Here is a 12,028-nt window from a genome sequence, read left to right as displayed (position 1 = left end):
TCCGTCGTGATGGATTTCGGCGCGCTCAGGCCCGAGAGTCCACGAGCGCCTTCAGGCCTTCTTCGTCGAGCACCTCGATGCCCAGCTCCCGCGCCTTGTCGAGCTTGCTGCCCGCCTCGGCGCCGGCCACGACGTAACTCGTCTTCTTGCTCACGGAGCCCGCGACCTTCGCGCCCGCCGCTTCGAGCAACTCCTTCGCTTCTTCACGGCTCATCGTCGGCAAGGTCCCCGTGAGAACGACCGTCTTGCCGGCCAGGGGCAGCGTGGCGCGGGCCGAGGGCTCACCCTCTTCCCATCGCACGCCGCAGCCCTCCGGCGGCGAGCCGCGAAGCTGCTCGATCACCTCGCGGTTGTGCGGCTGCTGAAAGAACGTGTGGATGCTCTCGGCCACGATGGGACCCACGTCGGGCACCTGGAGCAACTGTTCCGGCGTGGCGTCCATGATCGTGTCGAGCTTCCCGAAGTGACGTGCCAGATCCTTGGCAGTGGCTTCCCCGACGTGCCGGATGCCCAGGCCGTACAGGAAGCGCTGCAGCGTCGTCTCCCGGGACTTCGCCAGCGCGTCCACCACGTTCTGCGCGGACTTCTCGGCCATGCGGTCGAGGCCGGACAGCGCCCCGAGATCGAGGCGATACAGGTCGGGCAAAGTCTTCACGAGCTGGCCGTCCACCAGCTGGTCCACCAGCTTTTCGCCGAGGCCCTCGATGTCGAGCGCCCGCCGCTGCGCGTAATGCAGGATGGCCTGCTTGCGCTGCGCGCCGCAGAAGAGTCCGCCCGAGCAGCGGTGATTGACCTCCCCCTTTTCGCGCACCACGGCGCTGCCGCAGATCGGGCAGGTGGCGGGCATGCGGAAATTGGGGACATAGGCCTTGCGCGGACCCGGCACCACGCCCACGACCTCGGGAATCACGTCGCCCGCGCGCCGCACGATGACCGTGTCGCCGACGCGCGCGCCCTTGCGCCGCAACTCGAACAGATTGTGCAGCGTGGCGTTGGAGACCGTGGTTCCGCCGACGAAAACGGGATCGAGCCGCGCGACCGGCGTCAGCTTGCCCGTGCGCCCGACCTGCACATCGACGGCGAGCATCGTCGTCATCTGTTCCTGGGCGGGGTACTTGTGCGCCACCGCCCAGCGCGGCTCGCGCGTCACGAAGCCCAGCCGCTTCTGCAGCTCGAAGTCGTTGACCTTGTAGACGACGCCGTCGATGTCGAAGGGAAGGCTGTCGCGTTCCTTGCCCACCGCCTGGTGAAACGCGACGAGTTCGTCGGCGCCCCTCGCGATCTGCGTGCGCGAGGACACCGGGAAGCCCCAGGACCGCAGCGTCAGCATCGTCTCGAACTGCGTCCTGAAATCCGGGCCGCCCGCTTCGAGCGGCGTGATTTCTCCCCACCCATAGGCAAAGAAACTCAGCGGGCGCTGGCGTGCGATGGCCGGGTCGAGCTGCCGCACCGCGCCGGCCGCCGCGTTGCGCGGATTGACGTAGGTCTTCTCGTTCTTCTCGCCCCGGTCGATCTTCTCGCGCTGCAGTTCGTTGAGCCGATCGAAGCCGGCGCGCGTCATGTAGACCTCGCCCCGCACTTCGAGCACCGGCGGCGTGTCTGCGGGCAGGCGCAGCGGAATCTGTCCGATGGTGCGGATGTTCTGCGTCACATCCTCGCCGATCTCGCCATCGCCCCGCGTCGCGGCCTGCACCAGCACGCCGCGCTCGTAGCGAAGATTGATCGCGAGGCCGTCGAACTTGAGTTCAGCGACATATTCGACGGGCGGATCGCCTTCGGCCAGCCCGAGCTCGCGGCGCACGCGCGCATCGAAGTTGCGCGCGCCGCTCGCCTCGATGTCGGTCTCGGTGCGGATCGAGAGCATGGGCACCTTGTGCCGCACCTTCGCGAATCCGTCGAGGGTCTTGCCGCCCACGCGTTGCGTCGGCGAATCCGGCGTGAGCAGTTCGGGGTGCTGCTCTTCCAGCGATTGGAGTTCGCGGAACAGCTTGTCGTACTCGGCATCCGGAATTTCCGGGTCGTCGAGCACGTAATAGCGGTGGGCGTGGCGATGCAGCAGTTCGCGCAAGGCCTCGAGGCGTCCGGCAAGAGAGGCGTCGACAGTCATCGGAAGCCGCCCGCCTGCAAACCTGCGACTTCGACCCCCGAATGCACGAACGACTCGTTGCCGCCGTACACGAACATCTTGCGCGTGACGCGCGGCCCGAGCGTCCGGCCCACCCTGTGAAGGTTGTCGGCGAATCCGCCGTCATAGGTCTGGCCCGCCTTCACTTCCACCAGACCGAGTGCGCCGGGTCCGCCGGCGTGTTCGATGACGAGGTCCGATTCGACACCTTGGCTGTCCCGGTAGAAGAACAAGGGGGGCCGCTGCCCGCTGTTTTCGAAATGCTTGACGAACTCCATGACCACGAGATTCTCGAACAGATGACCGCGCATCGGGTGCGCGACAAGATGAGATTCCTCGCGAATTCCAATGAGCCAGCTGGCGAGCCCGACATCGTAGAAATAGAGCTTCGGCGCCTTGATCAGCCGCTTGCCGAGATTCTCGAACCAGGGCGGCAGCAGGTAAACGACGTAGCTGGCTTCGAGCAGGCCCATCCATGCGCGTGCGGTGTGGTCGGAAACGCCCACATCCGCCGCCAGGCTGTGCAGGTTGAGAAGTCCGCCCACGCGTCCGGCGCAGAGCTGCACGAAACGCCTGAACTCGCGCAGCTGCCGCAGTTCGACCAGTTGCCGCAGATCGCGTTCGACATAGGTTTCGAAATAGTCGCCGAGCATCCGCGACACCGGCGTCCCCCCGGCGTGGATTCGCGGATATCCGCCGGAGAACAGAAGCCAGTCGGTGCCCGAGGGCAGGCCCGCGTCGCGCAGTTCGTTGATCGAAAGGGGGAGCAGCCGCAACAAAGCGGTCCTGCCCGCAAGCGACTGCGTCACCGATGCCATCAATTCGAACTGGTGGCTTCCGGTCAGGATGAATTGTCCGTTGCCGGGCCGCTCGTCGACCAGCACCTGAACCCAGCTGAGCAGCTCGGGCAGTCGCTGAACTTCATCGATGATCGCGCCGTACGGAAATTGCTCGAGAAAGGCCTGCGGATCGCTCTGCGCCAGCGCCCTCACGTCGGGCCGCTCCAGATTGGCATACGGGAGCGAGGGAAACGTCTCGCGGCACAGCGTGGTCTTGCCGGACTGGCGAGGACCGGTCAGCGTGACAACCGGATAAGCGTCCGCAGCGTCAAGGAGAAAAGGCGCCAGGCGGCGAGCGATGCTCATCGGGTTCCTTGCAAAAATGAAGTACTACTTCATTTTTGCACAAAGACCGCCTCGCGGCCTTGCGAGGCTGCAAGCGGCGCCGGGAGCCGGCGCCGCTCGCTCAGCTGAACAATCGTCTCGCCTGCGGCGACCCCGCCGCGATGTCGCGCGCCTCCAGCGCGTCGTACAGCTGCTCGAGGTCGGCGCCGATCGCGTCGAGCGATTCGGCGCGGATCACCTGCTGGTTGTCGTCGGTGATGAGGCCGTCCATCGACGCTGCGAGCGCGATGGCGGCGTCGCGCATGCGCACGAAAGGCTGCTCGGTGCGCGGCACCTGGGGCACGTCGAGGCTCAGCGTCACCTCGCGAATGGCCGACTGCGCCGGGTCGTCCGACAGCGCCGCCTGCGAGGAGAACGCGAGCCCCAGCACAGGCGGGCCGCCCTGCGCCTGCGCGGGCAGCACCATGCGCCCGGGGATCGCGCCGGCCACGAAGCCGAGGCGCTGCGCCGCCTGATGCACGAAGCCCGGGCTCCATGCCGCCCCGCGCGCACGCAGCGTGATGGACAGCTGCGCATCGTGCGCGCTCGCGAACTGGTCGAGCTCGCGCGCATGCGCCACGGCGTCGAGCATCTCGGGGAATTCGGGCGAGGCATTCACCGCATCGGCGAAGCCCTGGGCCTTCATCACGAATTCGGAGTACTCGATTTCGTTCAGGGCGCCATTGCGGTTGGCGAGTTGCACGCCCGCCTGGAAGCGGGAATAGCGCTGGCCCGCGCGCGGCGTCTCCCAGTGCTGCGTCGCTTCGTTGAAGCCCTCGATGGCGAAGGGCTTGCTGCCTGCACGGCGCGTGGTCGGCAGCGCCGCGACCGCGAGTTCCCCGGCGACGGATGCCTCGACGTTCAGCGGGGCGAGCGCATCGAGCAATGCGTCGAGGCCCGGGCGCTTCTCCACGGCGGGCGGCGCGGTGAGGTCGGGCTCGAACAGCGGCTCGCTGCGTTCGCCCTCCCCCGCCGGGCCGGTTCCCGGCGCCGCCATCACGGGTTGGCGCGGCGCATTGCGCCGCGTGGTCCACGCGTTGTAGCCGACGAGGCCGGCAAGGATGAGGCCGCCGAGAACGGCGAGGCCGGCCGTGAATTCGCTCATGGGAAAGCCCTGCTGCATATCGCTCCTGCCGTGGTCCGCGCCCTCATGCCGCCTCCGCCATCGTCATGGCCGATTCCATGTCCACCGCCACGATGCGCGAGACGCCCTGCTCCTGCATCGTGACACCGATCAGCTGCTCGGCCATCTCCATCGCGATCTTGTTGTGGCTGATGAAGAGGAACTGCGTTTCCTTGCTCATGCTGGACACGAGCTTCGCATAGCGCTCGGTGTTGGCGTCGTCCAGCGGCGCATCCACCTCGTCGAGCAGGCAGAACGGCGCCGGGTTGAGCTGGAAGATCGCGAACACGAGCGCGATGGCCGTGAGCGCCTTCTCGCCGCCCGACAGCAGGTGGATCGTCTGGTTCTTCTTGCCCGGCGGCTGCGCAAGCACCTGCACGCCGGAGTCGAGGATCTCCTCGCCGGTCATCATGAGCTTGGCGTTGCCGCCGCCGAAGAGCTCCGGGAACATGCGCCCGAAATGCTCGTTGACCGTCTGGAACGTGGAGCCGAGAAGCTCGCGCGTCTCGCCGTCGATCTTGCGGATGGCGTCTTCGAGCGTCGTGATCGCCTCGTTGAGGTCGGCGGACTGCGCGTCGAGGAACTGCTTGCGCTCCCGCGAGGTCGCCAGTTCCTCCAGCGCCGCGAGGTTCACCGCGCCGAGCGCCGCGATCTCGCGGTGCAGGCGGTCGATCTCGCCCTGCAGGCCGGAGAGACGCACGTTGTTCTCGCTTACCGACTTGCCCACGGCCTCGAGGTCGGCCTGCGCATCGGCCAGCAGCTGCGTGTACTGCTCCAGGCCGAGCCGCGCGGCCTGCTCCCTCAGCTGCATTTCGGTGATGCGCTGGCGCAGCGGATCGAGTTCGCGCTCGAACTGCAGGCGGCGCTCGTCGCTCGCGCGCAGCTTCGCCGTGAGGTCGTCGTACTCGCTGCGGCGCGCGCCGAGCACTTGCTCGCGCTCCAGCTTCAGCGACAAGGCGGTCTGCAGCCCGGCCTGCGCGGCCGCGTCGGTCAATCGACCGAGTTCATCGCGCGCCCGCGACTCCTCGTCGCCGAGCGAGCTCGCCTGCTGCGTCGCCGTCTCGATCGCGCGCTGCAGTTCGCCGCGCCGCGCATCGAGCGAGCGCTGCGTGAACGTCGCCTCCTGCGCCTGCCGCTCCAGGCTGCGGTGCTGCTCGCGCGCCTCGGCCAGCTTGCGCTCGGCCTCGATCACGCGTTCGTCGAGCTGCGCATGGCGCTCCTGGCTGTCGGCCAGCTGCATGTCGAGCTCCTCGAAGCGCGCCTCGGCGCCCACGCGGCGTTCCTGCAGTAACTCGAGCTGTGCATCCACTTCCGAGAGGTCGCCCGCGATCTGTTCGCTGCGCGCGCGGGTCTGCTCGGCCAGTTGCGTGAGCCGCAGCGTCTCGACCTGCAGCTCGTGCGCGCGCGACTGCGTCTCGGCCGCCTCGCGCCGCACCGACACGAGCCGCTGCGACGCATCGGTGTACGCGGCTTCCGCGCGCACGAGCGCCGAGCGCGACTCCTCCGCGATGAGCTGCTGCGCGCGCAGCTGCTTCTCGAGGTTCTCGATCTCCTGCTGCCGCGCGAGCAGGCCGGCCTGCTCCGAATCGGGCGCATAGAAGCTGACGCTGTGCGGCCCCACCGCATGGCCGCTCTTCACGTAGATCACCTCACCGGGCGCGAGCCTGTCGCGGCTGGCCAGCGCATCCTCGAAGCTCGCGGCCGTGTAGCAGCCGTGCAGCCAGTCGGCCAGCAGCGCCTTCTGGCCCGCATCGTTCAGGCGCAGCAGGTCGGCCAGGCGCGGCATCGCGCCCACCGGCTCCGGCGCCGCGGCCACGGGCGGGCTGTAGAAAGCGAGCTTGGCGGGCGGCGCGTCGTTCGCGAAGGAGCGCACCATGTCCAGGCGCGAGACCTCGAGCGAACTCATGCGCTCGCGCAGCGCGCCTTCGAGCGCGTTTTCCCAGCCCTGCTCGACGTGGATGCGGCTCCACAGGCCTTGCAGCCCCTGCAGCCCGTGGCGGGCGAGCCAGGGCTGCAGCTTGCCGTCGGTCTTGACCTTTTCCTGCAGCGCCTTGAGCGCCTCCATGCGCGCGGAAAGATCGGCCTGCTTCGCGCTCTCGGCGTTCACGGCCTGCTGCTGCGCGCGGCGTTCTTCGTCCAGCTGCGGCACCATGTCCTGCAGCTCATGCAGGCGCGCATCGGCCGTCTGCGCGGACTCCTGCGCCGCGGCGAGCTGCTGCTGCAGGTTCGCGAGGCGCGCCTCGTCGGGCGCCGCGAGCGCATTGCGATCGGCCACGAGCTTCTCGCGCCGCAGCGTGAGCTGGCGCGACTGCTCCTCGATGTTGCGCTGGTCCGCCGCCAGCACCTGGATCTGCTGCTGCACCTCGGTGACGGACGCGCGCTGCGCCGCCGATTTCGACTGCGCCTGGCGCAGCGCTTCTTCCAGCTCGGGCAGTTGCTGGTCGTGCTCCTCGACCTGCGCCGCGAGCAGCGCCGAACGCTCCTCCGCCTCGACGCCCTGCCCGGCCAGCGTCTCGATCTCCGCGGCGGCATCCTCGCGCCGCGCCGACCATTGCGCGAGCTGTTCCTTCAGCTGCACCAGCCGCTGTTCGACACGCTGGCGGCCTTCGACGACGAAGCGGATTTCGGCTTCGAGCCGGCCGACCTCGGCGCTCGCCTCATACAGGTGCCCCTGCGCCTGGTTCACCTGGTCGCCGGCCGCGTAGTGCGCCTGCCGCACGGTTTCCAGCGCGCTCTCGACGTGGCGCAGGTCGGCGACGCGCGCTTCGAGGTCGTTCACCGCCTTGTCGGCCTCGGCCTTGATGCGGCCCTGGTCGACTTCGCTTTCGGCGCGCTTCAGGAACCACTGCTGGTGCTGCTTGAGCGTGACGTCGGCCTGCCAGCGGTTGTATTTCTCGGCCACCTCGGCCTGCTTCTCGAGCTTTTCGAGGTTGGCGTTGAGTTCGCGCAGGATGTCCTCGACGCGCGTGAGGTTCTCGCGCGTGTCCGACAGCCGGTTTTCCGTCTCGCGGCGGCGCTCCTTGTACTTCGAAACGCCGGCGGCCTCTTCGAGGAAGAGGCGCAGCTCCTCCGGCTTCGATTCGATGATGCGGCTGATCGTGCCCTGGCCGATGATGGCGTACGCGCGCGGGCCCAGGCCGGTGCCGAGGAACACGTCCTGCACGTCGCGGCGGCGCACCGGCTGGTTGTTGATGTAGTAGCTGCTCGTGCCGTCGCGCGTCAGCACGCGCTTGACCGCGATCTCCGCGAACTGGCTCCACTGGCCCCCGGCCCGGTGGTCGGCGTTGTCGAAGACGAGCTCGACGGACGAGCGCGAGGACGGCTTGCGCGTGGTCGTGCCGTTGAAGATGACGTCCTGCATCGACTCGCCGCGCAGCTCGCTCGCGCGCGACTCGCCGAGCACCCAGCGCACGGCGTCCATGATGTTGGACTTGCCGCAGCCGTTGGGTCCGACCACGCCGACGAGCTGGCCCGGCAGCATGAAGGTGGTGGGTTCGGCGAACGACTTGAACCCGGACAGCTTGATCGATGTGAGACGCACGCGGGGAGCCTGTAATCAGGGGGATAAGTCCGCGCCGATGTTACCCGAGGCGTCCGGACGCCGGCCGAAAGCGGCCGTCAGGTCGTCGAGAGCGAGGACGGGGTGCGTTCCGGCAGGCCGGACCGGATCGGATGCGCCACCGCGTACGACTGCTGGCGGGCGATCACGTCGCGGATGTCGCCGATGCTCGCGTCGATCGTCCGCAGCTCGGCCAGCAAGGCATCGCGCTCGGCCCCGAGCGCTTCGGCCAGTTGCCGGACGTAGCCCGGCAGCAGCCGTCCGGCGCCCCCTTCGCCGAAGAAGGCCGGCTCGCGGACGCGCGTCTCGACCAGCCACGCGAGGTCCGCTACGCGCGCGCTGCGCGATCCATGCACGCGATCGACGAGCACGTGCGAGGCGACGTTCACGCTCGTCAGTACGTTGCCCACGTTGTGCAGCACGTTGATGGCGACCTGCGCGCGGCCCGCGTGGAGCGCATCCTCCATCAGCCGCACCTGGGCTTCGCGCAGTTGGCGCGTCTGCTCGCCCGCCTTGCCCTCGAGCCGCGCGAGGAGCATTCCGCACTGCAGCGACTCCGCCAGATGCCCCGCGATCGTCTCCACCGCCTCGAGCCGGTCGGCATTGAAGCCGCCTCGAACGCCGCGGTTCTCGAGCACCAGCAGGCCGCGCAGCCGCCCGCCGTGCACGATGGGCACCGCCAGAAGCGAGCAGCACGCGAGGCCGGCGTAGCAGGGATCGCCGGCGAACCGGACGTCGGCGAGGGCATCCGCCACCAGCAAGGGCTTGCGCGTGCGCCGTACATAGCGCAGCACCGCGGCCGGGGGGCGATGCTGCGGCGATGCCTCGGCACGGCTCGGGATCCACGCCTGCGTGTCCTCGTCCCAGGGCAGCAGCACGGCGTGGGTCGCGCCGGCGATGCAGGCCAGCACCTCCTCCAGCCGCGCCTGCAGTTCGATGGGGCTGCGTTCCGTGCGCAGCGCGCGGGCCGCGCGAAGCAGCGCGAGGCCGTCCACGTCGTCGGGAGCCGGCGCCGGCGCGGGCGCTGGCGCGGCTGCGGAGTGGCGCGCGGCGCCGCCGTCGTTCGCGCCGGTCTCCGCGTCGAGCTGGGCGACCTTGGCCGCGGCCCCCCAGGTCCGGTAGAGTTCCCGCGCCTCGGCCATCAGCGAGCGGCCCGAGAAGTGCCAGCCGCTTGCAAGATGCAGGCGCGCGCATTGCTCGGTGATCAATGCGAAATGCCAGGGTCGATGGACGGGTTCGGTGGCGTCCATCGCCTCGTCGAACAGTCGGGCCGCAGCCGCGACGTCGCCGAACGCCCAGGCGCGCTCGCCCAGCAGGTGAAGATGCAGGTGCCGGAAATTCGAGGGCGCGTCGATGGCGCGCTGGCGCAACCACTCGCAACAGGCGTCGAGGTCGGCGCGCGTTTCGGCTCGCGATTTGCCCACTTCGCCCTCTGCGCCCTCCCGGATGCCGTAGGCCGCGGCGAGTCCGCTCAGCCAGTGGAAATGGCCGTTCAGGTGCGCGGATGCCGTGCCGGTGCTCGAGGATTGCCGCACGGTGCGAAGGTGCCGCGCGAGTCCTGGCGCGTCGCCCAGGATGGCGCAGGCGATCGCGCCCAGGACCGCCACATAGCCAACCATCCAGTCCTGCGTCGTGCGCGTGGCGGCGCCCAGTCCGGACGCCGACTCGAAGTTCGAGGCGAAGGCCATCCCCGGCAGGTCGCCGCGCAGCACGCCGACGAGTTCGCGATCGGCCAGGCAGCGGGCGACCGCCTGCCGGTTGCCCGCGCGCAGCGACAGCGCCATCGCCGCCTCGATTTCCTCGCCGGCCTGCCGCAACGAGGCGCCGCAGTGCAGCAAGCCGGTGGCGGCATAGCGGGCGCTGAAGCTCGCCTTGCGCAAGTCGCCGCTCGCGAGCAGCGCTTCGCGCGCGCGCATCGCCTCGGCGACGTGCCGCTCCATCGGCTCGAAGTTGTTCATGAGCACCAGCGCATGGAACCGCACCTGCGCGGCTTCGTGCTCCCAGGCGCGCGCTTCGCAGAGCTCGAGCGCCTGACGCACGGCCAGGTAGCCGGTCAGCGGGTCCTCCTTCAGGGTCGACGTCGCGTTGCCCGCCCGCGCCAGCGTCCCCACGAGCGCCGCGCTCGGGCCGTGCTCCCGCCACAGCAGCTGGCTGCGGAACACCAGCCAGACCAGCAGATGCATGTTCGCGAAGAAGGCCGGCGACATGAGGGCATCGATCATTCGCGCCGTCGCCGCGATCCGCTCGCTCGCGGTATCGGCGCGAGCCACCTCGCGCTCGGGATCGAACGACCGGACCCACGCGCACATGGCGTCGTACTGCGCCTCGAATTCGGCGCCGGGGCCGAAGTGGCGCGGCACGTCCAGGCCCAGTTCGCGCAGCACGGCCAGGCCCAGCGCGATCGCCTCGGGCATGCGGTCGCGGCCTGTGAGGCTGATGACCTGGGAGCACGCCGCATCGGCCACCTCGAGGGTCTCCAGACCCCGTGCCGCGATCCGGCCGTAGATGGCGTCGGCCTCGGCGAAGCGGCCGGCGCCGTACAGGGCCTGGTGGTAGTCGAGCTCGCAGGCGAGCACCTCGGCATCGTCCGTCTGTCCTGCCGCCTGCGCCGTCTCCAGCAGCTCGAGCGCCGCCTTCAGCATGCGGCAGGCTGCCGGATGTCCGCCGATGCGCCGCATGCGGACGGCCGCGTCCGACAGCAAGGCGATGGCGGAGGCCCGCTCCTCGGCCGCGATCCCGTCCACGGCGGCCACGTACTGTTCCGCGGCCGCCACTTCGAATTCGCGCGCGCGGGCGAGCCGGCGCGCGAGGCCGAGTTGCACCTCGCGCCTCGCGCCCTCGTCAAGGCTGGACCGCGCCGCCTGCTGCACCCTGTCGTGACACAGGTGGATCGTGCCGTCGCGCGTTCCGCCGGGCAGGACGAAGCCGCGTTCGCGCAAGACCTGCAGGGCCGAATCGAAGGCCGCTGTCCACAGCGCCGTCGCCGCGCGTGCGACGCGCTCCGGGGTCTGGAGACCCAGGAAGGCGAGCCCGCGCAGGAGCTCGCGCGCATCGGCGGGCAAGCGCGCGATGCGCGCGCCCAGGACGCTGTCGACCGAATGGCGCGCCAGGAAATCGCGGACCGCCGCATCGTCCCACACGGCGGCGTGCCCCTCTCCCCGCAGCAGCGATTCGCTTCGCAGCGCTGCGAGCAGCTCCAGGGTGTAGAATGGATTGCCGGCGGCGTGGGGCTGCAGCAGCGCCGCCAGCCGGACGGCGAGCGGCGGCGCGAGCGCGGCGGCCGAGGCGACGAGCCGCGCGCTCGCCTCGGCCTCGAGGTTGCGCAGCGCAAGTATTTGCAGCCCGCTGCGCTCCTGCATCCATCGCGCGATGGCCGACGCGAGCGGATGCGCCCCGTCGATCGCGTCGTCGCGATAGGCCGCCACGACCAGCAGGCCTGCGGCTTCGTGGCCGGCCAGCACGGCATCGATCAGCCGTGTACACAGCACGCCGCCCCATTGCAGGTCGTCGAGCACAAGTACGAGCGGCTGCGTGCGCGAGGCGACTGCGCGCAGGAGCCCCGCCACGACTTCGGCCATGCGCGCGGCGGCATAGGCCGCATCCACGGCGCGCGGATCGGGCACATCCGCCAGCAGCGTCGCGAATCCGGGCACGGCGCGCGCGAGGCCCGCATTGGCCCCGAGCACGCGCAGGACCGCGCCGCGCACCTGCGCGCGTTCGTCCGCACTGCCCTCTTCCACGAGCCGTTGACCGAACGTGCCGAGCGCCTGCAGCACGGCGGTGGTCTCGCGCACGGCGCTCTGATCGAACTTGCAGGCGACGAAGCGCCCGCCGCATGCCTCCACGCGCGGCTGCAGCCGCGCGATCAGGGAGCTCTTGCCGACACCGGCCGTCCCCGCGACGAGCACCACGCGCCGTCCGCCCGCCAGAGCCGCATCGAGCGCCGCGCCCAGCTGCCCGCTTTCCCGCTCACGGCCGACCGGACTCGCCATCGTTGTCCCATCCTCCTCCCGCCGCTGGCGGACGCTGCAGACGCTCCCGTGACCTAGAATAGAATC

The 12,028-nt window shown here is 69.8% G+C and carries 5 protein-coding genes; all 5 read right to left on the bottom strand.

The features are described 5' to 3' along the window. Window positions 1-25: 25 nt before the first annotated feature. The 5 genes from ligA to AB7E83_RS19345 all read right to left on the bottom strand — a co-directional run bounded on the left by ligA (window position 26) and on the right by AB7E83_RS19345 (window position 11,962). Entirely contained in the window at window positions 26-2,107 is a 2,082-nt protein-coding gene (ligA, locus tag AB7E83_RS19365) for an NAD-dependent DNA ligase LigA (protein ID WP_428572397.1), read from the bottom strand. Further along, on the bottom strand, window positions 2,104-3,270 hold the full coding sequence (locus tag AB7E83_RS19360; protein ID WP_428572395.1) for an ATP-binding protein: 1,167 nt from the start codon (window positions 3,268-3,270) through the stop codon (window positions 2,104-2,106). The genes ligA and AB7E83_RS19360 overlap by 4 nt, the downstream gene beginning before the upstream one ends. Window positions 3,271-3,370: 100 nt before the next feature. After that, window positions 3,371-4,393, bottom strand: a complete 1,023-nt coding sequence (locus AB7E83_RS19355; RefSeq protein WP_428572393.1) for a cell division protein ZipA C-terminal FtsZ-binding domain-containing protein — start codon at window positions 4,391-4,393, stop codon at window positions 3,371-3,373. 43 nt (window positions 4,394-4,436) lie between these two features. Further along, entirely contained in the window at window positions 4,437-7,952 is a 3,516-nt protein-coding gene (gene smc, locus AB7E83_RS19350) for a chromosome segregation protein SMC (RefSeq protein ID WP_428572391.1), read from the bottom strand. A gap of 77 nt (window positions 7,953-8,029) precedes the next feature. Further along, the gene (locus AB7E83_RS19345) at window positions 8,030-11,962 is read right to left on the bottom strand and encodes an AAA family ATPase (RefSeq protein ID WP_428572389.1); all 3,933 of its coding nucleotides are present in this window, start codon (window positions 11,960-11,962) and stop codon (window positions 8,030-8,032) included. Window positions 11,963-12,028: the final 66 nt, after the last annotated feature.

Source organism: Ramlibacter sp. (genome assembly GCF_050250995.1).
GTDB lineage: Bacteria > Pseudomonadota > Gammaproteobacteria > Burkholderiales > Burkholderiaceae_C > Ramlibacter.
Note: the sequence above shows the minus strand (reverse complement) of the source record. Positions and strands in the feature narration are given on the sequence as shown.

Bases quoted from the DNA above. Each gene is read 5' to 3' on its own strand.
- AB7E83_RS19355 (WP_428572393.1), bottom strand. From the start codon at position 4,393: ATGAGCGAATTCACGGCCGGCCTCGCCGTTCTCGGCGGCCTCATCCTT.
- ligA (WP_428572397.1), bottom strand. From the start codon at position 2,107: ATGACTGTCGACGCCTCTCTTGCCGGACGCCTCGAGGCCTTGCGCGAA.
- AB7E83_RS19345 (WP_428572389.1), bottom strand. From the start codon at position 11,962: ATGGCGAGTCCGGTCGGCCGTGAGCGGGAAAGCGGGCAGCTGGGCGCG.
- AB7E83_RS19360 (WP_428572395.1), bottom strand. From the start codon at position 3,270: ATGAGCATCGCTCGCCGCCTGGCGCCTTTTCTCCTTGACGCTGCGGAC.